This window comes from Pseudomonas sp. SIMBA_068, from assembly GCF_046534705.1.
Taxonomy (GTDB): domain Bacteria; phylum Pseudomonadota; class Gammaproteobacteria; order Pseudomonadales; family Pseudomonadaceae; genus Aquipseudomonas; species Aquipseudomonas putida.
Window position 1 is genome coordinate 912322 of the sequence record NZ_JAWRYI010000001.1, and the last position, 24307, is coordinate 936628.

Below are 24307 nucleotides of genomic sequence, written 5' to 3' on the forward strand. Positions count from 1 at the left end.
GTCGCAGCTTCGCACTGAGCTCAGCACCAAGGCGGATTTCAATCTGGGAGCAGGGCATGGCACGGCGATGCGTCAGCAGTGAAGCCCTCCATCAATCGTTATTCTGAAGAGGATTGCCCCCCATGAGTGAAGCTCAACGCGACCCGGATGGTCGTATAAAGCTGGAGCAGCGAGGCCCCTTGTTGCTTATCGGCATCGATCGTCCTGAAAAGCGTAACGGGTTCACGCCAAAGATGTTTGCCGAGCTGGCGGCTGCCTATACCCGTCTGGAAGAAGATCCTGAGCTGCGCGTTGGCGTGCTGTATGCCGAAGGCGACCACTTTACGGCTGGCTTGGACATGCCGAAGTGCGCGCCACTGCGCAAGGAAGGTAAACCCTACATACCACCTGCCGAAGTCGACCCTTTCGGCCTGCGTGAACCGATTCGTACCAAGCCCATGGTCATGGCACTGCAGGGCATCAGCTTCACTGTTGCCATCGAGTTGATGCTGGCTGCGGATATCGTCATCGCTGCGCAGAATTGCCGCTTTTCGCAAATCGAAGTCAAACGCGGGATCATGGCCGGTTGCGGCGCCACGTTCAGGTTTGTGGAGCGTGCAGGTTGGGGTAATGCCATGAAATTGCTGCTCACCGGAGACGAGTTCGATGCCGCCGAAGCGCTGCGACTCAATTTTGTTCAAGAAGTCGTACCGGTAGGCGAGGAGTTGCAGCGCGCCATCGAGCTGGCGGAGCGCATTGCCGAGCAGGCGCCGCTGGCGGTACAAGCGACTTTGCAGAACGCTCGTACGGCGGTAAACCATGGCTGGCAAGCGGCTTATGCCTCGATTGCCAATACCCAGCGCAGGCTGTTCAATACCGAAGATGCCAAAGAAGGCGTGCAATCCTTTATCGAAAAGCGGCCTGCCCGTTTTGTTGGGCGATAACAAAAAAAAGAGAGGAAACGACGATGAGTAAGGGCCCGCTTAGCAATGTTCGTGTGCTCGACATGAGCCGCATCCTCGCCGGCCCCTGGGCCGCGCAGATGCTTGCCGACCTTGGGGCTGAGGTGATCAAGATCGAACGGCCTGGCAAAGGTGACGATTCACGCCAGTTCGGCCCGCCTTTCCTGCAGGATGCGCAGGGGCAGAACACGCGAGAGTCTTCGTTCTACATCAGCACCAACCGCAACAAGAAATCCATCACGTGTGACATTGCAAAACCCGAAGGCCAGGCGCTGATCCGCCAGTTGGTGGGCAAGTGCGACGTTCTGCTGGAAAACTACAAGGTGGGAGACCTCAAGCGCTATGGCTTGGACTACGCCTCGTTGCGGGAAGTGAACCCGCAGCTGATCTATTGCTCGTTGACCGGATTCGGCCAGACCGGCCCTTACGCTCCGCGACCCGGTTACGATTCGATCTTCCAGGCCATGGGCGGGTTGATGAGCATCACCGGCTTACCCGATGAAACCCCCGGCGGCGGCCCCATGAAAACCGGGCCGAGTCTGGCAGACATCCTGGCTGGCCAATACGCGGCCTATGCCATTCAAGCGGCGCTGTATGCGCGCGACGTCAATGGTGCCCCGGGGCAGCATATCGACATTGCCCTGCTCGATGCCTTGATCGCATCGACCTCCCACTACGCCAGCCAATACCTGGTGTCGGGCGACGTTCCCGTAAGGCGGGGCACCGAGGGCAATGGCGGCATGCCTTCGCGTATGTTCCGCTGTGCCGATGGCGACATCATGATTGTTGCCGGCAACAACGAACAGTACGCCCGTTTTTGTGAGGTGCTCGGCCATCCGGAGCTGACGCTGGATGCGCGGTTCGCCGAGATCCCCCTGCGCGTGGTCAACCGTCGTGCCCTGGGCGAGGTGTTCGAACCATTGGTGGCCACGTGGACAGTGCTTGACTTACTGCGCGCCCTGGATGAAGCAGGCGTGCCGGCGGGCCCTATCAACAACCTGGAACAAGTCTTCGCCGACCCGCATGTGCAGGAACGTGGCATGTGCGTGGAAAGTCCGCACGCCTCTTCAGCGAATGGCAAGGTCAGGATGGTCGCCAACCCGGTCAAGTTCTCGGCTACCCCCATCGTTGACTACAAGGCACCGCCAACCCAGGGTGAGCACACCGACAGCATTCTGGGCGAATGGCTGGGCCTGGATGAGACCGAAATAAAAGCGCTGCGTGAGAAGCGTGTGATCTAGCGCAGAGTGGCGCCACCGCTGTTCCGTCGTTGCCTGTACCCCACCCGGCCCGCTTTGCGTAGCCGGGTTTTCTTTTGCTGGGAATCGGCATGAATGCAGGGCAAAAAAACGCCGCCGGCATAAAGCGGGCGGCAAAAGGGTACCAAGCCAAGGTGCGCCGATAACCCCGCAGTCACCCTGGCGATGCGCACCAGGGGCTGACAGCAGTCATCGTGCGAGCATTCGGATGATCACTTCACGTATTTGCGGAACTCAGGCTTGCGTTTCTCGCGGAAGGCATTACCGCCTTCCTTGGACTCTTCGGTGTCGTAGTACATGGCCAGTGCTTGCATGGCGAATGCGCCAATGCCACGAATGTTCTCGTTATCCATATTGAAGGAGCGCTTGGCCAACGCGATGGCGGTCGGGCTCATCTGCAGGATGTCGTCACACCATTTTCTGACTTCGGCATCCAGCTGGTCTGCCGGCACAACCGCATTGACCAGGCCCCAGTCCAGCGCTTGCTGCGCGGTGTAGCGTTTGCACAGGTACCAGATTTCGCGCGCACGCTTGTCACCGGCAAGGCGGGCGAGCAGGGCGGTGCCGAAGCCTGGGTCGACCGAGCCAACCTTCGGCCCCACCTGCCCAAGCTGCGCTGTATCGGCGGCAATCGCCAGGTCGCAGAGGGTCACCAGCACGTTACCGCCGCCAATGGCGTAACCGTTGACACGTGCGATGACCGGCTTGGGGATGTCACGGATAATGCTTTGCAGCTCCTCGATCGGCAGGCCTACCACCCCGCGCCCCTTGTGCCTACCGCCGGATTGATCGCTGCCGGTGCAAAAGGCCTTGTCACCCGCGCCGGTGAGCACCACTACGCCGATGTCCTTGTTGTAGCCGGCTTGGCTGAACGCCTGTATCAGTTCCTCACAGGTGTTGGCGGTGAAGGCGTTGTAGACCTGGGGACGGTTGATGGTGATGGTGGCGATGCCGTTGTCTTCGGTGTACAGGATATCTTGGAATTCCATGCTTCACTCCTTAAAAAATTCAGGCTCAGCCGACCATCGTCAAGCCGCCAGATACGCTGATCACCTGGCCGGTGATGAACGCAGCATCGTCACTGGCCAGGAACAGCACCGTCCCGGCGATGTCGTCTGGTTGCCCCATGCGACCAAACGGCACTGCCTTGACCAGCCCGGCCTTGATCCGCTCGCCCTTTTCGCCCTGGGCGAGGTTGTCCAGCAATGCTGTTGCGGTAGGCCCTGGGCACACGACGTTGACCGGTATCTGCTGGCGGGCCATTTCCCGCGCCATGGTTTTGCTGAAGGCAATCAGGCCGCCCTTGCAGAAGGAATACACGGCCTCCATCGAGGAGCCAACGCGGCCGGCGTCGGAAGAGATATTCACCACACGGCCATGCCCGCGCTCGCTCATCCGGCGCAATACTGCATGGTGCATGTTGAGCGGGCCGTACAGGTTGATGGCGACAACCTTGTCCCAAAACGGCTTTTCGGTCTGAAGGAAGAACGCACCTGTGTCCCAGCCAGCGTTGTTGACCAGCACGTCGATGGGGCCCAGTTCTTCTTCCACGCGCGCTACTGCCGCGTGGACTACTTCATGGTCGGTGATATCGACGCTGTAGTCGCGGGCGCGACCACCGGCTGCTTCTATTTCGCCAACCAAGGCGCTTGCAGCCTGGGTGTTCAGGTCGAACACGGCCACAACCGCGCCGGCTTCGCTGAAGCGTTTGCAAATGGCGCTACCAATGCCACCCGCGCCCCCGGTCACTACTACGACTTTATCTTTCAGTCCTTTCATCACGAGTACCTTTGAGTCTTTTATCAGGGACGCGGCTGAGCCGCGGTTTCAGGATTCATGCCCTCAGCGCTTGCGTGCAGGGCAGGTGCCGGCGCCGTCGCTGCAGCCGGTGCACGACCAGCGCAAAGGGCACTGATCTGCTCATGGCTGTAGCCCAGCTCGCCGAGGATTTCACTGCTGTGTTCGCCCAGATTCGGGGGCAAATAGCGCACGTTGCCAGGGGAGGCGGAGAACTCCACGGGGATCGAGGTCATGACCAGTTCCCCCTCGGTCGGATGCTGGACTTTCTTGAAGAATTCGGTCTCCTTCAGATACTCGTCATTCATCATGTCGTGCAGTTCGCGGACCTGACCATGGGGTACGTCGGCCTCATCGAACAAGGTTTCCCAGTGCCCGGAGGTCTGCGTGGCGATCACTTCCCCAAGGATGCTGTACAACTCATTGATATGGCGCATGCGCTCGGTCATGCGGCAGAAGCGAGGATCTTCCAGCAGCTCAGGCCGGCCGATTGCGGTCAACACACGTCGCCACTGCTCGTCATTGACCGCCAGCAGGCAGATGTAGCCGTCGCGCGTCGCGTATGGCCGGCGATTGGCCGAGAACATTCGGGTGTAGCCCAGGCCGTCGGACTTGCCCAGCGCGCCCTCCCAGAGGTGTTCGAACAAGTTGAACTGCAGCATGGTCTCCATCATCGGGACGCGCACTTCCTGTCCCTGGCCGGTGCGCTCGCGGTGCAGCAAGGCCATGCTGATGGAGGAGGCCAGTACGTAACCGCAGAATTTATCGACGATGACCGTTGGGAAATAGCGCGGGCGGCCGTCGCTATCGCGGTTGATCGCCGCCAGACCGCTCTCGCCCTGGATAACGTCATCGAACGCCGGCATGTTGGCGTACGGACCGTCGCTACGGTAGCCAGGCGCGAAGGCGTAGATGATCTTGGGGTTGCGGGCGCTCAGTTTTTCATAGCAGATGCCCAGCCGCTTGGCTGCGCTCGGCCGCATGCTATGCACGACGACATCGGCTGTTTCAACCAGTTTGAGCAAAGCCTCCATGCACGCCGGCTGCTTGAGGTCGAGCACCACGCTGCGTTTGTTGCGGTTCATGATGAGGTAGAACACCGACATACCGGGATTTCGACCCGGGCCGTTCTGTCGGTTTTGATCGCCGGTTGGCGGTTCCACCTTGATCACGTCCGCCCCCATGTCGCCCAGAATCTGAGTGGCGACGGGGCCAAGGACGTTGATCGTGAGGTCGATCACACGCAGCCCCGACAGCGGGCCGGTGGGTTGTGCCAATGCCCGTTGGGTCATGATCAGTCAGCCCTGTAGTCCTTGCCTTTAACGAGGCGCAGGGGGGTGTACTCCTGCACCAGCGTGCCATCTTGCTTGTAGATGCGGTTGCGGGTACGCACCAGGCCCAGCCCAGGCCGGCCCTTGCTTTCGCGGCACTCGATGACCTCACACTCGACATGAATGGTGTCACCGACGAATACCGGGCCCTTGATGTCCAGTTCCATATTGAGGAACGCAAAACCCACCCCTTGCATGGTCGCTTGGGTAAGCAAGCCTTCTGCAAACGTGAACACCAGGGCCCCAGGGGCAACGCGGCCCTTGATGGCGGACTGTTCCTTGAGGAATTCGACATTGGTGAAAAGCACTTCGAGCATGCCGGTCACGGAGACGAAGTTGACAACATCCGCCTCCGTGACGGTGCGGCCCACGGTTTTGAAGCGGCGCCCGACCGGGAGGTCTTCCCAGTGAATGCCAAGGCCCACGGTTTCGATCTGTTCCATTCTTGTTGTTCCCTAAGGTTGGTTATTTGGAACTGCAACTGATTGCGACTTAACGGGGTTTGGCGTCGTTGCGGGCAACACGTCCGAGCACGCTGTCGGCAATGATGTTTCGCTGAATCTGGTTGGTGCCCTCGATGATCTGCACCACCTTGGCGTCGCGGAAGTAGCGGTTGATCGGGTATTCATTGGAAATGCCTGCGGCCCCGAACAGCTGCACGGCGTCAGTGGCGACTTTCATCGCCACGTCCGAGGCGAACATCTTCGACATGGCCGCCATGGGTGCGAGTGTGCGGCCGGTAACGCCGGCATCGACCATGGACGCGGTGCGATAGACCAGCTGGCGGGCAGCTTCGGTCTGGGTGACCATGTCTGCGATCATCCAGCGTATGCCTTGGAAGTCGCTGACTTTCTGTTTGAAGGTGACGCGGTTCTGGATGTAGTCCACCGAATGATCGATGGCGCCCTGAGCCAACCCCACCGCCCTGGCGGCCACCAGTGGACGGCTGGTATTGAGCGCCTCCATGGCGATCTTGAAACCTTCGCCTCCCTCGGGGCCGAGGCGGTTGGCGACCGGCACGAAGGCGTCATCGAAGAACAGCGGGCAGGCTGCTACCCCCCTGGCTCCCATCTTGTCTTCTGGCGCACCAATCGTAAGGCCGGGCGTATCGCGATCAACGATGAACAGGTTGATGCCCAAGCCCGTGCCATCCTCGGCGACAGTCTTGGCAGCGACCAGGATGAAGTCGGCGATGTTGGAGTTGGTACACCAGATTTTCGAGCCGTTCAGCACATAGCCGCCTTCGGTACGGCGTGCAGAGGTCTTGATGCCGGAGACATCCGAGCCGCTTTGCGGTTCGGTGATCGACAGGGCACCGCGCAGGTCGCCGCTGGCAAGACCTGGCAATAAGCGTTGCTTCTGTTCCTCGGTTCCGCCAGCGAGGATTGCCCCGAACGGCGTCCATTGCACAACGAGCAGGTAGCCGGTGTTGTAGCAGACACGCCCCAGTTCCTCGACGGCTATGCAGGCCGACAGCAAGCTGTTGGTGCCACCGTATTCAGTCGGAAACGGCAGGGCGAACAGCCCCAACTCTTTGAGAAGCGCGAACATGTCATGGGGGTATTGCGCCGTGCGATCGATCTCGTCTGCGCGTGGCGCAACTTTTTCCCGAGCGACCCGACGAATCAAGTCCTGGATCTCACGCTGCTCATCGGTCAATTCGTAGTTCACGGTTCTGTTGGCTCCCATCGAGGACTGCTCACCCACTGCGTTCAATGTCGTTCGGGGTGGAGTGTTATTCTGAACGCTGTTCGTAAAAGTAAACGACGTATGTTGAGGGTGTCAAGGCGCACTGAGCGGGTAAACCGTCATCGCGGGTTCTGATTTTGTACTTGAGCCAAGCCAGGCGGGTGTTCAGGCGTGTCGCGGAGTTACTGGGCTGCAGACACAAGGGGTGGGAAAGCGCAGAAAATAATGGAAACGCCGTTTGGCATAGTGCATAAGAGGAGGGGAAACGGTATCGAGCAGCTTGACGGATCAAGATGTCAGCGTTTAGCATTCGGAACATCGTTCATAAAAACTAATTCTGCAGCTCAACGGAGGGCTTATGCAAAGCCTGTTGCCAGAATCGGATTACCAACAGTTCCTCACTGAGGGGCGTTTCATGCTGCAGCGCAGTCGCCAGAACGGTGGTTACTGCTTCTACCCCCGCGTAGCTCAACCCGGTACCGGCAATACCGACCTGGAGTGGGTACAGGCCAGTGGCCGCGGTGTGGTGTATTCCTCCACCGTGGTCCGTCAGCGCCCCCCGACCCCTAACTACAACGTCGCCTTGATCGACCTGGAGGAGGGCGTGCGCATGATGTCCCGGGTTGAGGGTGTGGCGCCCGAAGACGTGCAGATAGGCATGAGCGTGCGGGCAAAGATCGTTCAGCTCGACGATGGCGCGCCGTTGCTGGTGTTCGAGCCAGCCTGACCTGACGCACGGCAAAACCATTCGCAACCTGCAGCAATAACAACAAAGGCAGGAAACTATGAAACAAAGTCTTCGTGGACAAACAGCCATCGTGGCGGGAGCCACATACGGGATGGGCGAGGCGCCAGGGCTGTCGTCCATGGACCTGGCCGCTGCTGCCAGCGTACGTGCCCTGGCGCAGGTGGGGCTGACACCTGCTGATGTGGATGGGCTGTTCGTCAGTGTGCCTGACGACATGCTCTCTGGGCTTACCTTTTCTGAGTACCTGGGCATTCACCCCCGGTTCACCGACAACAACCGCACCGGTGGTTCGGCATTCCAGATCTATGCCCATACTGCCGCGATGGCCTTGGCCTCGGGGCAGATCGATGTCGCACTGATTGCCTACGGTAGCAACCAGAAAAGCGCCTCGGGCAAACTGGTGCAGTCTTCACGCCCGTCGCCCTGGGAAACCCCCTACCGGCCGATGAACCCTGTGTCTTCCTACGCGCTGGCGGCCGCACGGCACATGCATCAGTACGGCACCACCCGTGAACAGCTTGCCGAGGTTGCCGTTGCGGCGCGTAAGTGGGCGCAACTCAACCCCGATGCGTACATGCGCGATGAGCTGAGCATCAGCGACGTGCTGGGTGCGCGCATGGTTTCTGACCCCCTGACCGTACGCGATTGCTGCCTGGTGACCGACGGTGCTGCAGCGGTGGTCATGGTTCGGGCCGACCGTGCCCGTGATCTGGCCAAACGCCCTGCTTATGTACTGGGCGCCGGTTCTGCTACCACGCACCGTGAGATTGCGTCGATGGCAGACCTGACGGTTACCGCTGCGCGGGAATCTGGCCAGCGTGCCTATGAGATGGCCGGTGTCAGCCCCTCGGATATCGATGTGGTGATGCTCTATGACGCCTTCACCATCAACCCGATTCTGTTTCTCGAAGACCTTGGGTTCTGCCCGAAAGGCGAGGGCGGGCGCTTTGTATCGGGCGGCGCGATCGCACCCGGTGGCCGGCTCGCAGTGAATACCAACGGGGGCGGCCTGTCGTGTGTGCACCCAGGCATGTACGGCCTGTTCACCATGGTTGAAGCCACCCAGCAGCTGATGGGGCAATGCGGCGCGCGGCAAGTGGCCGACGCCAAGCTGGCGATCGCCCACGGCAATGGCGGTGTGCTGTCGAGCCAGGCAACGTTGATCCTGGGTACGGAGGAGACGCTGTGAGCGAGGTCCAGGCAAATACCGACGATATTGTTCAGGTCGAGTACGACGAAGGCGTCGCCATCGTTACCTTGAACTACCCCCAGCGGCGCAACGCCTTCTCGCTGAAAATGCGCGAAACACTGTATGAGCGCCTCTATGGCCTCATGTACCACGACGCCGAATGCCAGGCCATTGTGCTGACCGGCGCCAACGGGGTGTTCTGCGCGGGTGGCGACATCTCCGAAATGAAAGACCGCACGGTGATGGAGTACCGCGAACGCAACCTGCTGCCGCTGAACATCTTCCGCCTGCTGGTTGAAGGGCCTAAAGCGGTGATCGCTGCTGTCGAGGGGTTTGCCATGGGCGCAGGCGTTTCGCTCGCCGCAGCCAGTGACTACGTGGTCTCTGCGCCCGATACCCGCTATGCCTGCGCATTCGTCAAGGTTGGGCTGATGCCCGATACCGGGCTTTTCTGGTCGCTCGCTCAGCGCGTGGGCGCTGGGAAAGCGCGTGAACTGATGCTCACCGCCGATGAATTCAATGGCGAGCAAGCCTTGCATAGCGGCTTTGCCAACCAGCTCGCGCCCGCTGGCGAAACTCGCCAAGCCGCATTGGAGGTGGCTCGCCAGTATGCGCGGATGCCACCCCTGGCTGTCGCACACCTCAAGGCTGCGCTGGCCAACGGCATCGGCTCGCTGGATCAAGCGATCGAGACCGAAGTGAACCTGCAGCCAATCATGCGCCGCAGCCAGGACCATCAGGAGGCAGCAAAAGCCTTCATGGAAAAACGCCCTGCCGTGTTCGTTGGCAACTGAGGAGAGCACGATGTCCGAACATACCGACGAACGCATTCAGGTTACCCGCGATGGCGAAGTGGCCATCATCACCCTCAACAATGCTGAGCGCCGTAATGCGATGGGGCGCCAGATGCGCCTGGCGTTGCGCGACACCGTGCATCGGCTCATGGTCGCCGACCCTGAGTCCCGGGCTGTGGTGCTGACAGGCGCTGGCGGGCAATTCAGTGCCGGCGCTGACATTTCCGAGATGACCAAGCGCACCGTACTGCAGAGCCGAGAGATCCTTGCAGAGTCCTGCGAAGTGGTGCGCGACCTGCTCGGTGGCCCCAAGCCTGTTGTGGTGGCAGTGGAAGGCGTGGCATTCGGTGCCGGCCTGTCGCTGGCCGTGGCGAGCGATTACCTGGTAGCGGCATCGAACGCACGGTTCTGCGCCGCCTTCCTGCGTATAGGGCTGATTCCTGACACCGGCGTGTTGTGGACCCTTCAAAACAGGGTGGGGCCCGCCAAGGCGCGCGAGCTGCTGTCGTTGGCGCGAGAAATTGACGGTGTCGAAGCCGGGCGCATTGGCTTGGCCAATCAAGTGGTCGAGCCAGGCCAGGCGCTGAGCGTAGCCATCGAGTACGCCAAGTCTTTGGCCAAATTACCCCCGCTGGGCGTGGCCTTGACCAAGACCGCGTTGACGTTTTCAGCAGACGAGATGGACGCTGCGTTACGCGCCGAAATCGACTATCAGCCGTTGTTGCGTCAGTCGCGCGATCACCTGGAGGCGGCTAATGCCTTCCTCGAAAAGCGCGCCCCTGTATTTACCGGCCAATAAGGAACCTGTGATGACTCAACACAGCGAAATCGTCCAGGTCGAGCATCGGGGCGGGGTGGCAATTGTCACCATGAACTATCCGGAGCGTCGCAACGCCTTCTCACTGAAGATGCGTTTGGCACTGCTGGAGACGTTTCACAGGCTTCATCATCAGGACGACACTTGCCGCGCCATCGTGCTGACCGGTGCAGGTGAACACTTCTGTGCCGGAGGTGACCTTTCGGAGATGACCACCGCACCGTCTTCGTTGCTGGACATGCGTGAGCGCATCAGCATCGGGGTCCGGCTATTCCGTCTGATTTTCACCGGCGACAAGCCTGTGGTGGCAGCTGTTGAAGGCAACTGCATGGGGGCTGGACTGTCGCTCGCCGCGGCCTGCGACCTGACCGTCGGGAGTGAGTCGGCCAAGCTGGCTTGCTCTTTCGTCAAGGTGGGTTTGTTGCCCGACACGGGGCTGTTGTGGACCCTGCCGCAGAAAGTCGGTGCCGGCAAGGCCCGCCAGTTGATGCTCAGCGCCGAACCGTTCGACGGCGTCAAAGCTGGCGAACTGGGGCTGTTCAATCAGGTGGTGGCGCCGGGGCAGGCCCTGGAGGCAGCGGTGCAGCGTGCCCAGAAGCTGGCTCAACTGCCACCTGTGACATTGGCGTTGCTCAAAGCTTCGCTGGTGCGTGGTGGTGACAGCGTGGAGGCCGCCTGGCGCCGTGAGGTCGACCTCAACCCGCTGACGCGCCAGACCCAGGATCACCAGGAAGCCGTTGCGGCCTTCATGGAAAAACGTCAACCGACTTTCAGCGGGAATTGAAGCATGTACGCAAACGACCTTTTGGCTGGCAAGAAAATCCTCATCACCGGCGGCGGCACGGGGCTGGGCAAGAGTATTGGCAAGCGCTACCTGGAGCTGGGCGCTGAGCTGGTGATCGCCGGCCGCCGCAAGGAAGTGCTTGAAGCGACTGCCGAAGAGTTCCGCGCTGCACTGCCGGGGGCACGTGTCGCCACCGTGCAAGCTGATGTGCGTGACGCCGAATCGGTCGAAGCCATGATGGAAGAGGTATGGCGCAGTGGCCCGTTGGATGTGTTGCTGTGCAACGCCGCCGCCAACTTCATCGCGCGCACCGAAACCCTGTCGCCGCGAGCAGTGGATGCGGTATTGGACATCGTCCTGCACGGCAGCTTCTATTGTGCGATTGCAGCTGGCAAGCGCTGGATTGCTGAAGGGCGCCCGGGCAATGTGATCAGTACGGTGTCCACGCCAACCATGACGGGGTCGGCCTTCACCGCGCCCAGCGCAGCGGCCAAGGCTGGCGTGCTGGCCATGACCCGCAGCCTGGCCGTGGAGTGGGGGCCCAAGGGCATTCGTCTGAACTGCGTAGCACCGGGCCTGTTCCCCACCCCAGGTGCCTGGGAGCAGCTCTATCCGCCAGGTTCGCAGGTGGAGCCGCAGGAAAAGAGCGTGCCTTTGCGGCGCTTTGGCGACCACCGAGAGCTGGCTGACCTCTACAGCTACCTGGCTTGCGATGGTTCGTCCTACATCACGGGCGAAATGGTGGTGATTGATGGCGGGCGCTGGATGCAAGGGGTTGGCGGGCCCAGCTTCCGTGCCATGCAGGACTGGAATGAAGAGCAATGGCAAGCGATGCGCGGCCAGGGGCGCAGCTGACATGGCCGGGCCACTTTCCGGAATCAAGGTTGTCGAGCTTGCCGGCATCGGCCCAGGTCCGATGTGCGCCATGTTGTTGGCAGACCTGGGCGCAACGGTAATCCGCGTCGATCGTAAACAGCCGGCCAAGCTCGGTATCGAGCGTCCGCTGCAGTACAACACCCTGCTGCGCAACCGCTACGCGGTCGCCGTCGACCTCAAGGATCCGGCAGGGGTGGAGACAGTACTGCAATTGGTGGAACAAGCCGACGCACTGATCGAGGGTTTCCGCCCTGGGGTGACCGAACGCTTGGGCCTGGGCCCGGATGACTGCCTGGCGCGCAACCCACGCCTGGTGTACGGCCGGATGACCGGCTGGGGCCAGGACGGCCCGCTGGCCAAGTATGCTGGGCATGACCTCAATTATCTGGCCTTGACCGGTATCCTCGATGCCATTGGTCGTGAAGGGCAACCGCCGAGCATCCCGTTGAATCTGGTGGGGGACTACGCGGGAGGGTCGCTGTATCTCGCGCTCGGTCTGCTGGCTGGCATCCTGGAGGCGCGTGGCTCGGGTAAAGGGCAGGTGGTTGATGCAGCCATCGTCGATGGGGCTGCACACTTGGCGAGCACCTTCTTTGGCATGTTGGCTGCTGGCATGTGGAAAGAGGGGCGGGGCACCAACATTACTGACAGTGGGTCACCGTTCTACGACTGCTACCTGTGTTCCGATGACAAGTTCATCAGCGTTGGCCCGATCGAAAGCAAGTTCTATGACGAGTTGCTGCGGCTGATGGACCTGGACCCGCAGCTCTTGGGCGATCAGATGGATCGCGAGGCGTGGGCCAATGCCAAGAAGGTGCTCGCCGCACGTTTCCGTACCCGAAGCCGTGATGAATGGGTGGCGGTGCTCGAGGCCAGCGATGCTTGTGCCACCGGCGTGCTGACGTTCTCTGAAGCCGCAGGGCACCCGCACTTGCGCGCCAGGGGCACGTTCATCGTGGTCGACGGTGTGACTCAACCTGCGCCAGCGCCCCGTTTTTCCCGCAGTGTGCCAGTTACGCCTTTCGCACCGCAGCCCATCACGCCAGCCAATACCGACGCCGCGTTGTCCGCCTGGTTCACCCCGGAGCGGGTTGAGCAATTGCGTGCCACCGGCATCATCGACTGAGGAAACCCCTATGGATTTGCGATTTACACCGGAAGAACTGGCTTTTCGCGATGAGGTCAGGGCTTTTCTGAAAACGGCAGTGCCGGCGTCGATTCGGCGCAAGGTTGAATATGGCCAGCGACTCTCGAAAGCAGAAATGGTCAGCTGGGTGCGAATCCTCAACGCCAAGGGCTGGGCCTGTCCGGCTTGGGCGCCCGAGTGGGGCGGCCAGGCCTGGAGTGCCACCCAGCACTACATCTTCAAGGAAGAGCTGCACATGGCGCCCGCGCCGGAGCCGATCTCTTTCAACATGAACATGATCGGCCCGGTTTTGATTGCATTCGGGACGCAAGCGCAGAAGGAACATTTCCTGCCGCGTGTGGCGAACATGGACTACTGGTTCTGCCAAGGGTTTTCCGAGCCTGGTTCAGGATCGGACCTTGCCTCGTTGCGTACCAGCGCCGTACGTGAGGGTGATCATTACGTCCTCAATGGCCAGAAACTCTGGACCTCCACGGCCCATCATGCTGATTGGTGCTTCATGCTGGTGCGCACTGACGCTACGGCAAAGAAACAGCAGGGCATCAGTTTCCTGCTCCTGGACATGAAAACGCCTGGCATTTCAATTCGCCCGATTGTCACCCTCGATGGCCACCACGAAACCAACGAAATGTTCCTGGATAACGTTCGGGTTCCGGTGGCCAACCTGATTGGCGAGGAAAACCGCGGTTGGGATGTCGCCAAGTTCCTGCTCGGTAGCGAGCGCGGCGGCATCGCCCGGGTCGGCCTGTCGAAATTCCGCGTAAGACGGGCCAAGCAACTGGCTCGCAGCGTGGCCACGGGCGCAAGCGTTCTGGCGGACCAACCACGCTTTCGCGAACGGGTCGCGGCCTTGGAGGTTGAACTCAAGGCCTTGGAAATGACCCAGATGCGCGTTATCGCCGACAGCGAGAAGTACGGGCACACCCCAGACCCGCGCAGTTCGATCCTGAAAATGAAAGGCTCGCAACTGCAACAGGCGGCGACTGAACTGTTGATGGAGGTGGCAGGCTACAACGCGATTGAGTACGACCAGGCGTTCGTGGTGGGTGAGCGCGAGGTACAGCATGACGATGATTGGGCGCGCACCATCGCGCCAAATTACTACTGGGTGCGCCATGTCTCCATTGTCGGGGGCTCCAACGAAATCCAGCACAACATCCTGGCCAAAACTCTGCTCGGACTCTAAGCATGAATTTCGATTTCAATGAAGAACAGCGCATGCTCAAGGACGCGGTCGACCGCCTGGTCGGCGACCGTTATGGCTTCGAGCAACGCGGTCGCTATCTGGACACGAAGGAAGGCTGGAGCCGGGAGCTGTGGGCTCGCTACGCCGACCTGGGCTTGCTGGGTCTGCCGTTTACCGAGGCCGATGGTGGCTTTGACGGTGGTCCAGCTGAAACCATGATTGTCATGGAAGCGGTGGGCCGCGGACTGTTGCTTGAGCCTTACCTGGCCAGCGTGGTGCTCGCCGGTGGGTTGTTGGCCAGTGCTGGCGATGCGCAGCAGCGGGCCGAGATCCTCCCACCCCTGATCGCCGGTGAGCGTCTGTTGGCTTTTGCCCACAGCGAAGCCCAGGCACGTTACGACTTGGCAGATGTCGCTACGCGGGCGCGCCGCGAGGGTGACCATTGGGTGCTCGATGGCTGCAAACGCTTTGTGTTGCATGGCGACTGTGCAGACCAGTTGATTATCTCCGCCCGCACCAGCGGTGAACGCCGGGACGCCGATGGCGTCGCGCTCTTCATCGTTGATGCCAAAACCGCAGGTGTTAGCCGCCGGGGTTACCAGACCCAGGATCGCCTTCGCGCTGCGGACATTACGCTTGATGGCGTGCGCCTGCCGCTGGCGGCGCTGCTGGGATCATCACGGCAGGCCTTGCCGCTGATCGAACAGGCGGTGGATCGCGCCGTGGCCGCGTTGTGCGCCGAGGCGGTCGGGGCCATGCAGCAGGCTTTCGACATGACGGTCGAGTACCTCAAGGTTCGCAAGCAGTTTGGGGTGTTGATCGGCTCGTTCCAGGCGCTGCAGCACAGCGCCGTGGACATGTTGGTAATGATCGAGCAGGCGCGCAGCATGGCCTATTACGCCAGCATGATGGTGAACGATGGCGACGCCCTTGAGCGTCGCCGTGCCATCGCTGCGGCCAAAGTGCAGATCAACCGTTCGGCACGCTTCGTGGCGCAACAGGCTGTGCAGTTGCACGGTGGAATCGGCGTCACCGAGGAATGTCAGGTGGGTCATTACATGCGCCGCCTGTCCATGATCGAAATACTGTTCGGCGATGCCGACCACCATTTGGCGCAACTGGCTAGCGATGGCGGCCTGATCGCCGCAGACGCTTGAATCGACGAGAGAACGCTATGAAACATGACGCAAACGATCCGTACCGTGAACTGCGTGACTCCCTGCGAGGCCTGTGTGGCGAATTTCCTGATGAATACTGGCGTCAGATTGACCATGCGCGGGTCTACCCTGAAGCGTTCGTCGACGCACTGACCAAGGCGGGTTGGATGGCCGCTTTGATTCCCGAAGAATACGGTGGTTCGGGGCTAGGGCTGGCTGAAGCCTCGGTGATCATGGAGGAGATCAACCGCAATGGCGGCAACTCCGGGTTCTGCCATGGCCAGATGTACAACATGAATACCCTGTTGCGTAATGGTTCCGACGCACAGAAACGCAAGTATCTGCCCAAGATCGCCAGTGGCGAATTGCGCCTGCAGTCCATGGCCGTGACCGAGCCTACCACCGGCACCGATACCACCAAGCTACGTACCACAGCGGTCAAGAAGGGTGATCGTTACGTGGTCAACGGGCAAAAGGTATGGATTTCCCGCGTCCAGCACTCGGACATGATGATCCTGCTGGCGCGTACCACGCCGCTGGCCGATGTGAAGAAAAAGTCCGAAGGCCTGTCCTGCTTCCTGGTCGACCTGCACGACGCCATCGGCAAAGGCCTGGATGTCCGGCCTATTCCCAATATGGTCAACCACGAGACCAACGAGCTGTTCTTCGATAACCTCGAGATCCCGGAGGAGAACCTGATTGGCGAGGAAGGCCAAGGGTTCAAGTACATTCTCGACGGGCTCAACGCCGAGCGCACCCTTATCGCCGCCGAATGCATCGGTGACGGCTACTGGTTTGTCGACCGTGCGACCCGGTATGCCAATGACCGTGTGGTGTTCGACCGGCCAATCGGGAAAAACCAGGGCATCCAGTTCCCCATCGCTGAAGCCTACATGGATATTCGGGCTGCCGACCTGATGCGTTACCGCGCCTGCGAGCTGTTTGACGCACATCAGCCGTGCGGGGCCGAGGCCAACATGGCCAAGCACTTGGCGGCTACTTCATCCTGGAAAGCGGCCAACGCTTGCCTGCAAACCCATGGCGGCTTCGGCTTTGCCTGTGAATACGATGTAGAGCGCAAGTTCCGCGAGACTCGCCTTTATCAGGTGGCCCCGATCTCCACCAACCTGATCCTGTCCTATGTAGCCGAGCACATCCTCGGTTTGCCACGGTCGTTTTGAGGGAGCTGGCATGAGCTACGAGAGCATTCTCTATGAGGTCAAGGACCGCATCGCCACCATCACCATCAATCGGCCTGACCAGCTCAACAGCTGGAATGACCAGGTGGCGACCGAAGTGTATGACGCCATGCAGGCGGCGGGAGCGGACAAGGGTGTGCGCGTGATTGTCTTCACCGGAGCCGGCAAGGCATTTTGTGCGGGTGGTGACATCAACAGCTTCGGCGGTGACCCCAACGGCCTGATGACCAAGCTGCCGCGGCCCTTCGACATGCGCAAGCGAGCCGACTGGCAGACGCGGTGCTCTTACTACCCGGCCATCCCCAAACCGGTGATCGCCATGCTCAATGGCGCCACTGTTGGCATCGGCCTGATCCATGCGTTGTTCTGTGATATTCGTTTCGCTGCCGAAGACGCCACGATCACCACTGCGTTCGCCCGCCGTGGCCTTACCGCTGAGTACGGCATGGCCTGGATCCTGGAGCACCATGTTGGCCAGGCTCATGCGCTGGACCTGTTGCTGTCCGGCCGCAAGATCAAGGGCGTGGAAGCACAACGCATGGGCTTGGTAAACCTCGCGGTGCCGGCCGAGCAACTGGCTGAGCATACCTATGCCTACGCTCGCGACCTGGCTCAGAACTGCTCACCACGCTCGATGCGCGTGATGAAGCAGCAGTTGTGGGAGGTGCCGTTCCAGACCTGCCATGAGGCCGTCATGAGCGCTGGTCTGGACATGCCCATTGCCAATCAGGGGCCGGATTACAGGGAGGGTATCGCCAGCTTCATGGAAAAGCGCCCACCGCAGTTCCCTGACGACGAATGCTAAGCGTACAAGGCCCAGCGCACCCCCGGTGCGTAACGGCACAACTAACAACAAGAGGAATACGCAATGAGTGGAATGGTTGAAGGCAAAGTGGTTGTAGTCACCGGCGCAGGTAACGGCATCGGCCGCGCCATCGCGCTGGCCATGGCCGCCGAGGGTGCACGTGTCGTGGTCAATGACTTGGGTTCGTCCGTGCATGGCGAGGGCCAGGATGCAGGGCCGGCCCAGCGCGTGGTCGACGAAATCAAGGCCGCTGGCGGTGAGGCGGTTGCCAGCACCGACAGCGTGGCGGGTTGGGACTCGGCACACCGTATCGTGCAGACCGCCATGGACACCTTCGGCCGTATCGACACGGTGGTGAACAACGCCGGTATCCTGCGCGACCGCATGTTCCATAAAATGGACGAGCAGGAATGGCAAGCTGTGCTCAACGTGCACCTCAACGGCTCGTTCTTCATGGCACGCGCAGCAGCGCCGCACTTCCGCAGCCAAAGCTCGGGTTGCTATATCCACATGACGTCCAATACCGGTCTGGTCGGGAACATCGGGCAGGTCAACTACGCAGCGGCGAAGATGGGGATCGTCGGTATGTCCAAGGCCATTGCGCTGGACATGGCCAACTTCGGCGTGCGTTCCAATTGCATCTCACCAGCTGCCTGGAGCCGCATGATTGGCGCGGTGCCCACCGATACGCCAGAGAAAAAACTGCAAGCCGAGCGCATGGAACGCATGATGCATCCATCGCGCCAAGCGCCACTGGCTGTGTTCCTGGCATCCGACCAGGCCCAGGATGTTTCTGGGCAAATTTTCTACGTGCGCGCCAATGAAATCATGTTGGTCAGCCAGCCTCGCGTAACCCGTTCGGTGCACCGTGACAACGGCTGGACCCCGCGCGATGTCGCCGAACACGCCATTCCGGCCTTGCGCTCGAGCTTCCTGCCATTGCACCAGACCCATGACGTCTACAGCTGGGAACCGATCTGAGCCCTACGCGACCGATCCCCATCGGCGCCGCCGGTGGGGCGAGCCTGAGACCCGACTACGAGCTAACCCTATGCTGAACTATGAACGCGTCAAGCACTGGCCCATTGAAGAGGTCACGCGCACGTACACGGAGCGCGACACCATCCTTTATGCGCTGGGTCTGGGAGTTGGTGGCGACCCTATGGATCCTGTCCATCTGCGGTTCACCTTTGAGGAAGGACTTCAGGCGGTGCCAACCTTGGCGGCGGCGATTGCCTGGCCAAAGCCATGGATGACCAACCCCGAGACCGGTGTCAATTACCTGAAACTGGTACACGGCGAGCAAGACACCCGCTGGTTCATGCCGATGCCAGTGAGCGGCACGGTCATCAGCCGCACCCAGGTCAATCGCATCTGTGACAAAGGCGAAGGCAAGGGCGCGATCGTCGAGCTGCTGCGCGATATCATCGACGCGGCCAGCGGCGAGCGCATTGCCCAGACGCGCCAGGTGTCGTTCCTGCGTGGCGATGGCGGCTACTCCGCCCAAGGTGGCCGCAGCGATGAGCCGCCGCAAAGCCTGCCAGCCGTGCCTGACCGCGCTCCGGATTTCGAGTATGAATTGCTCTCGCCTGCGCAGGCTGCGCTGATCTACAGGCTGTCTGGCGATGCCAACCCGTTGCATGCCGTCCCTGAAGTCGCCGCACGTGCGGGTTTCAAGCAACCAATCCTGCATGGCCTGGCCACCTACGGCATGGCCGCGTTCGCTGCAATCAAACGCTGCGCTGAAGGCGACGCCAGGCGGCTGAAGCGCATTGCCGCCCGTTTTACCTCGCCTGTGTATCCTGGCGAAACGCTGCGCTTTCAGTTCTGGAATGGCGAGGGTAGCCAAGTCCATCTGCGCGCTCGTGTCGACAGCCGCGATACCGTTGTGCTGAACAACGGCGTGATCGAGCTCGCCTGAGGAGTATGAGTCGATGAACTTTCAGCAAAGCAGCGAAGAACTGGCGTTTCGCCTGGAAGTTCGTGCCTTCGTAGAGCGCGAGCTACCGGCTGATATCCGTGATCGGGTGTTGGACTTTCAGCACCTGGGACGCGAGGATTACGTGCGTTGGCAGCGTATCTTGCAGCAACGGGGCTGGGGCGCGCCGGGCTGGCCGGTAGCCTTTGGCGGTACGGGTTGGACGGCCGCACAACGTAATATTTTCGATGAGGAGTGCTTCACGGCAGGTGCCCCCCGGCAAATGCCGTTCGGGTTGTCGATGGTGGCGCCGGTGCTGCAGAAATTTGGCACCCCGGAACAGCAAGCCCGGTTCCTTCCGCGCATCCTCGACATGAGCGACTGGTGGTGCCAGGGCTACTCCGAACCTGGTGCTGGCTCTGATCTGTCAGCGCTGCGCTGCCGCGCCGAAGTCAGTGGCGATGGGTACCGGGTCAATGGCCAGAAGATCTGGACCTCGTTCGCCCAGTGGGCAAACTGGATTTTCTGCCTGGTGCGTACCCATCATGAAGGCCGACAGCAGGAGGGCATCTCTTTCCTGCTGATCGACATGGCAAGCCCTGGTATCCAGGTACGCCCGATCAAGACGCTCGATGGCGGGCACGACGTCAACGAAGTGTTCTTCGATGATGTCTGGGTGCCCCGTGACAACCTGGTTGGCGAAGAGCACAAAGGCTGGGGAATCGCTAAATACCTGCTCGGGCATGAGCGCACCAACATCGCCGGTCTAGGCAACTGCAAGCGCTTCATGCGCCGACTGCGGGAGATCGCTGCCAGTAGCCAGAAGAAGGGCCGCCCGCTGCTTGAAGATGTTCGGTTTCGGGACAAGGTGGCCGCTATCGAGATGGAACTGCACGCCCATGAATGGTCACTGCTGCGTTTGATCGACCAGGAGGGCAAGGGCCAGGGCAAAGGGATTGAGGCTTCGCTGCTGAAAATCCGTGGGTCCGAGATACAGCAGCGGCTGACCGAGCTGATCATGGAGTGCGCAGGCCCTTACGCGGTGCCGTTCGTACCCCAGGCGCTGGAGGGTGATACGCAGGTCGATACTGCCAATGGGCAACTGCTCAATGCGTTGGCATCGCACTACCTGGACTGGCGCAAGATCTCGATCTACGGCGGCTCCACGGAAGTGCAGAAGAACATTATTGGCAAATTGACCCTTGGCTTGTGACCGGCGCTAACGCCCTGGAGGTTTTGCAATGGACTTCTCCCTCGATGAAGAGCAACAGATGCTCGCCGACATGGTCGCTCGCTTTGTCGAGCGTCAGTATGAGTTTGAGACCCGCCGCACCCTGGCCCAAAGCCCGCGAGGCTGGTCCGAGGACAACTGGTCGTCCTTGGCTGAAACGGGTCTGCTGGCCCTTGGCCTGGATGAGCAATATGGCGGTCTTGGTGCCGGCGCCGAAGAAACCCTGGTGGTGATGGAGGCCTTCGGTCGCGGACTGGTACTGGAACCCTTTCTCGCCACCGCGCTGGTGGGGGGGCCGTTGCTCCAGCGGGTGGGCAGCGCGCAGCATAAAGAGCGGTTGCTGCCTTTGCTGGCGCGCGGCGAGTGCCGCGTCAGCCTCGCTGCACTTGAGCCACAAAGCCGCTTTGACCTGGCGGATGTGACGTGCCAAGCCAGTGAAACGGGCACTGGCTATCGTTTGAACGGACGCAAGAGCGTGGTTTCACACGGTGACTCTGCCCACTGGTTGATCGTTTCGGCCAGAACCCGCGGGGTGCAGGACGACCATGATGGTATCAGCCTGTTCCTGGTTGAAGCAGGGTCGCCTGGTGTCAACGTGCGCAGCTTTGCGGGGCTGGATGGTCAGCGCGTTGCTGAAATAGAACTGTCCGACGTCAGCGTGAGCCGGGAGGCGCTGTTGGGCGTTGAGCACAAGGGGTTGGCGGATCTTGAGTGGGCAGCAGACCGAGCTTGCTTTGCCTTGTGCGCAGAAGCGGTTGGATGCATGGACCGCTTGATTGAGTTGACAGTCGAGTACTTGCAGACGCGCAAGCAATTCGGCAAACCCATTGGCAGTTTCCAGGCGTTGCAGCATCGTGTGGCAGAGATGCTTGGTCTGAGTGAGCAGGCGCGGTCCATTACCCATTATGCCGCCGCCAACCTCGACAATGCCCGTGCCGATGAGCGTGCGCGGGCGGTATCAGCGGCCAAGACACTGGTGGGGCGCGCGGGTAGGGTTATCGGGCAGCAGGCCACCCAGTTGCATGGTGGCATGGGCATGACTGATGAACTGGCGGCCGGTTGGTACTTCAAGCGTCTGACCACGATCGATATGAGTTGGGGGGATAGCGATCACCACACCGAGCGATATGGTTCGCTGATGTAGCCGCGGCTGCGCCTTGTTCGTACGCACATATACACCGGGCCGCCTAGCGGCCCGGTTTGCGTTGGAGGTGAATTCGCAGGGTTTAGCGGAGCATCGCCAGACTCGCAGAGGGGGTGTTGCAGGTATAAGGCTGGGCATGACATGCCGCGATGCGTGCTCGCAGTTCCATCTGTCGAGCTTCGACGACAAAGTGGGCGACGATGACCAGTGCGAAAACCGACAGCGAAAGGCTCAAGGGTAAAGATAGCTTCATGTCGTTTATACCTGCTTCTGAGCAGTGTTATTGGAATGGGTAGCGCCTGTCCCTCGGTCAGGATGCGTGGTCCCTTGGAGGGCAGGTCAGGCGCTATCCGGATCTTGCCACAGCATCAAAGTAAACTGAACGCTGTTTGTAAATATAAATAGCATGTGTGCGCAGACCTGCCAGCAGCAGAAGACGAATGGTCGCGATGCGTGCTGTTCAACCGTATCAGAAGGTTTGACAACCCTCCGAACTTTGTTCAACATTATGAATAACGTTCGTATAGATGCGAGGTTGCGATGAAAGTTCTGGTAGCTGTGAAGCGTGTGGTCGACTACAACGTCAAGGTTCGCGTCAAAGCGGATAACTCGGGCGTCGACCTGGCCAACGTCAAGATGGCCCTGAACCCGTTTTGCGAAATTGCGGTAGAAGAAGCGGTTCGTCTGAAAGAAAAAGGGGTGGCCACTGAAGTCATCGTGGTCAGCGTGGGTTCAAATGTTGCCCAGGAACAATTGCGTACCGCGTTGGCCCTGGGTGCTGACCGGGCCATCCTGGTTGAAGCGGGCGACGACCTCGGCTCCCTGGCTATCGCCAAAGCGCTCAAGGCAGTGGTGGACAAGGAGCAGCCGCAGCTGGTGATCCTCGGCAAGCAAGCCATTGACAGCGACAACAACCAGACCGGTCAAATGCTGGCTGCGCTCAGCGGGTACCCTCAAGGCACCTTCGCTTCGAAGGTCGAGATCGCTGGCGACACACTCAACGTTACCCGCGAAATTGATGGCGGCCTGCAGACGGTGGCCCTGAAACTGCCAGCGATCGTTACCACCGACCTGCGCCTTAACGAGCCACGCTATGCCTCGCTGCCCAACATCATGAAGGCCAAGAAAAAACCACTGGAAACTGTAACGCCAGATGCACTGGGCGTGGCCCTGACGACAACCTTGCAGACTGTCAAGGTCGAGGCCCCTGCGGTACGCGGTGCGGGTATCAAGGTCAAGTCGGTGGCTGAACTGGTCGAGAAACTGAAAAACGAAGCGAAGGTAATCTGAATGACTATCCTGGTTATCGCTGAACATGAGAACGGCGCCGTAGCACCGGCCACCCTCAACACGGTTGCAGCTGCCGCCCAGATTGGTGGTGATGTGCACATACTGGTCGCAGGCCAGAACGTCGGTGGTGTCGCTGAAAGTGCTGCCACGATTGCTGACGTGGCGAAGGTCCTGGTTGCCGACCATCCTGCCTACGCCCACCGGCTGCCTGAAAATCTTGCGCCGCTTGTCGTCGAGCTGGCGCCAGCGTACAGCCATGTGCTCGCCCCGGCGACCACCAACGGCAAGAACGTGTTGCCCCGTGTCGCAGCGCTGCTGGACGTAGACCAGATCTCTGAAATCACCGCGGTCGTATCGGCCGACACCTTCCAGCGCCCGGTGTATGCGGGTAACGCCATCGCGACCGTGCAGTCGAGCGCCGCAGTGAAGGTGATCACCGTGCGCAGCACTGGGTTTGATGCAGTGGCCGGGCAGGGCGGTCGTGCCAGTGTTGAAATCGTCAATGCTGTGCATGATGCAGGCACTTCTACCTTCCTTGAAGAAACATTGGCCAAGTCCGATCGCCCCGAACTGACCGCAGCAAAAATCGTCGTTTCTGGCGGCCGCGGTATGGGCAACGGCGACAACTTCAAGCACCTCTACAGCCTCGCCGATACACTCGGCGCTGCGGTGGGTGCATCGCGTGCTGCAGTCGATGCGGGTTTTGTACCTAACGACATGCAGGTGGGCCAAACCGGCAAGATCGTCGCGCCGCAGCTGTACATCGCCGTAGGCATCTCAGGTGCCATTCAGCACCTGGCCGGCATGAAAGATTCCAAGGTGATTGTCGCGATCAACAAAGACGAAGAGGCGCCGATTTTCCAGGTGGCTGATTACGGCCTGGTCGCTGACCTGTTCGAGGCTGTACCGGAGTTGGCCGCAAGCCTAAAGTGATGAACCCGGGCGTCGCAGGATTTCAGTAAACTGTGTACGCCCCTTCAGGTGGGGCAGATCCCTGCACCTTGC

At 60.6% G+C, this 24307-nt stretch carries 24 protein-coding genes; 19 read left to right on the forward strand and 5 right to left on the reverse strand.

Annotation, left to right across the window (positions count from 1 at the left end; genetic code table 11):
- The first annotated feature begins 122 nt into the window (after positions 1 to 122).
- On the forward strand, positions 123 to 923 hold the full coding sequence (locus SB756_RS04230) for a crotonase/enoyl-CoA hydratase family protein (protein WP_341798487.1): 801 nt from the start codon (positions 123 to 125) through the stop codon (positions 921 to 923).
- A gap of 23 nt (positions 924 to 946) precedes the next feature.
- Positions 947 to 2182 (forward strand): CaiB/BaiF CoA transferase family protein, encoded by a 1236-nt coding sequence (locus SB756_RS04235; RefSeq protein WP_341798488.1) that lies wholly within the window; start codon positions 947 to 949, stop codon positions 2180 to 2182.
- Positions 2183 to 2412: 230 nt separating this feature from the next.
- Here the strand turns inward: SB756_RS04235 and SB756_RS04240 are convergent, their stop codons facing one another.
- From SB756_RS04240 to SB756_RS04260, 5 genes are read right to left on the reverse strand one after another with little or no spacing between them, the layout of a single operon-like run.
- Entirely contained in the window at positions 2413 to 3189 is a 777-nt protein-coding gene (locus SB756_RS04240; protein WP_341798489.1) for an enoyl-CoA hydratase-related protein, read from the reverse strand.
- A gap of 25 nt (positions 3190 to 3214) precedes the next feature.
- On the reverse strand, positions 3215 to 3979 hold the full coding sequence (locus SB756_RS04245; RefSeq protein WP_410910236.1) for a glucose 1-dehydrogenase: 765 nt from the start codon (positions 3977 to 3979) through the stop codon (positions 3215 to 3217).
- 23 nt (positions 3980 to 4002) lie between these two features.
- The gene (locus SB756_RS04250) at positions 4003 to 5289 is read right to left on the reverse strand and encodes a CaiB/BaiF CoA transferase family protein (protein ID WP_410910237.1); all 1287 of its coding nucleotides are present in this window, start codon (positions 5287 to 5289) and stop codon (positions 4003 to 4005) included.
- Positions 5290 to 5291: 2 nt separating this feature from the next.
- The gene (locus SB756_RS04255) at positions 5292 to 5771 is read right to left on the reverse strand and encodes a MaoC family dehydratase (RefSeq protein ID WP_341798492.1); all 480 of its coding nucleotides are present in this window, start codon (positions 5769 to 5771) and stop codon (positions 5292 to 5294) included.
- A gap of 49 nt (positions 5772 to 5820) precedes the next feature.
- Positions 5821 to 7017 (reverse strand): acyl-CoA dehydrogenase family protein, encoded by a 1197-nt coding sequence (locus SB756_RS04260; protein WP_410910238.1) that lies wholly within the window; start codon positions 7015 to 7017, stop codon positions 5821 to 5823.
- A 358-nt stretch (positions 7018 to 7375) separates the two neighbouring features.
- On the opposite strand from SB756_RS04260, the gene SB756_RS04265 reads away from it, so the two are divergent.
- From SB756_RS04265 to SB756_RS04345, 17 genes are all read left to right on the forward strand, one after another.
- Positions 7376 to 7744 (forward strand): Zn-ribbon domain-containing OB-fold protein, encoded by a 369-nt coding sequence (locus SB756_RS04265; RefSeq protein ID WP_341798494.1) that lies wholly within the window; start codon positions 7376 to 7378, stop codon positions 7742 to 7744.
- A gap of 58 nt (positions 7745 to 7802) precedes the next feature.
- Positions 7803 to 8954, forward strand: a complete 1152-nt coding sequence (locus SB756_RS04270) for a thiolase (protein WP_341798495.1) — start codon at positions 7803 to 7805, stop codon at positions 8952 to 8954.
- On the forward strand, positions 8951 to 9748 hold the full coding sequence (locus SB756_RS04275; protein ID WP_410910239.1) for an enoyl-CoA hydratase/isomerase family protein: 798 nt from the start codon (positions 8951 to 8953) through the stop codon (positions 9746 to 9748). The genes SB756_RS04270 and SB756_RS04275 overlap by 4 nt, the downstream gene beginning before the upstream one ends.
- Positions 9749 to 9758: 10 nt before the next feature.
- Positions 9759 to 10547, forward strand: a complete 789-nt coding sequence (locus tag SB756_RS04280) for an enoyl-CoA hydratase/isomerase family protein (RefSeq protein WP_341798497.1) — start codon at positions 9759 to 9761, stop codon at positions 10545 to 10547.
- A gap of 10 nt (positions 10548 to 10557) precedes the next feature.
- Positions 10558 to 11349, forward strand: a complete 792-nt coding sequence (locus SB756_RS04285) for an enoyl-CoA hydratase/isomerase family protein (RefSeq protein WP_341798498.1) — start codon at positions 10558 to 10560, stop codon at positions 11347 to 11349.
- Positions 11350 to 11352: 3 nt separating this feature from the next.
- Positions 11353 to 12204, forward strand: a complete 852-nt coding sequence (locus SB756_RS04290; protein WP_341798499.1) for an SDR family oxidoreductase — start codon at positions 11353 to 11355, stop codon at positions 12202 to 12204.
- A 1-nt stretch (position 12205) separates the two neighbouring features.
- Positions 12206 to 13351 carry a CaiB/BaiF CoA transferase family protein gene (locus SB756_RS04295; RefSeq protein ID WP_341798500.1) on the forward strand — a complete coding sequence of 382 codons (1146 nt, stop codon included), beginning with the start codon at positions 12206 to 12208 and terminating at the stop codon, positions 13349 to 13351.
- Positions 13352 to 13361: 10 nt separating this feature from the next.
- Positions 13362 to 14558 carry an acyl-CoA dehydrogenase family protein gene (locus SB756_RS04300; RefSeq protein WP_341798501.1) on the forward strand — a complete coding sequence of 399 codons (1197 nt, stop codon included), beginning with the start codon at positions 13362 to 13364 and terminating at the stop codon, positions 14556 to 14558.
- A gap of 2 nt (positions 14559 to 14560) precedes the next feature.
- Positions 14561 to 15715 (forward strand): acyl-CoA dehydrogenase family protein, encoded by a 1155-nt coding sequence (locus SB756_RS04305; RefSeq protein WP_410910240.1) that lies wholly within the window; start codon positions 14561 to 14563, stop codon positions 15713 to 15715.
- Between the two features lie 17 nt (positions 15716 to 15732).
- Positions 15733 to 16896 (forward strand): acyl-CoA dehydrogenase family protein, encoded by a 1164-nt coding sequence (locus tag SB756_RS04310; RefSeq protein ID WP_341798503.1) that lies wholly within the window; start codon positions 15733 to 15735, stop codon positions 16894 to 16896.
- Positions 16897 to 16906: 10 nt separating this feature from the next.
- The gene (locus tag SB756_RS04315) at positions 16907 to 17719 is read left to right on the forward strand and encodes an enoyl-CoA hydratase (RefSeq protein WP_341798504.1); all 813 of its coding nucleotides are present in this window, start codon (positions 16907 to 16909) and stop codon (positions 17717 to 17719) included.
- 63 nt (positions 17720 to 17782) lie between these two features.
- Positions 17783 to 18700 carry an SDR family NAD(P)-dependent oxidoreductase gene (locus SB756_RS04320; RefSeq protein WP_341798505.1) on the forward strand — a complete coding sequence of 306 codons (918 nt, stop codon included), beginning with the start codon at positions 17783 to 17785 and terminating at the stop codon, positions 18698 to 18700.
- Positions 18701 to 18770: 70 nt separating this feature from the next.
- Positions 18771 to 19640: a MaoC/PaaZ C-terminal domain-containing protein gene (locus SB756_RS04325; RefSeq protein ID WP_410910241.1), complete on the forward strand. Its 870-nt coding sequence runs from the start codon at positions 18771 to 18773 to the stop codon at positions 19638 to 19640.
- Between the two features lie 13 nt (positions 19641 to 19653).
- Positions 19654 to 20850, forward strand: a complete 1197-nt coding sequence (locus SB756_RS04330) for an acyl-CoA dehydrogenase family protein (protein ID WP_410910242.1) — start codon at positions 19654 to 19656, stop codon at positions 20848 to 20850.
- A 28-nt stretch (positions 20851 to 20878) separates the two neighbouring features.
- Positions 20879 to 22012, forward strand: a complete 1134-nt coding sequence (locus SB756_RS04335; RefSeq protein WP_341798508.1) for an acyl-CoA dehydrogenase — start codon at positions 20879 to 20881, stop codon at positions 22010 to 22012.
- A gap of 540 nt (positions 22013 to 22552) precedes the next feature.
- Positions 22553 to 23302 (forward strand): electron transfer flavoprotein subunit beta/FixA family protein, encoded by a 750-nt coding sequence (locus SB756_RS04340; RefSeq protein ID WP_341798509.1) that lies wholly within the window; start codon positions 22553 to 22555, stop codon positions 23300 to 23302.
- Positions 23303 to 24235 (forward strand): electron transfer flavoprotein subunit alpha/FixB family protein, encoded by a 933-nt coding sequence (locus tag SB756_RS04345; RefSeq protein ID WP_410910243.1) that lies wholly within the window; start codon positions 23303 to 23305, stop codon positions 24233 to 24235.
- The last annotated feature ends 72 nt before the right edge of the window (positions 24236 to 24307 follow it).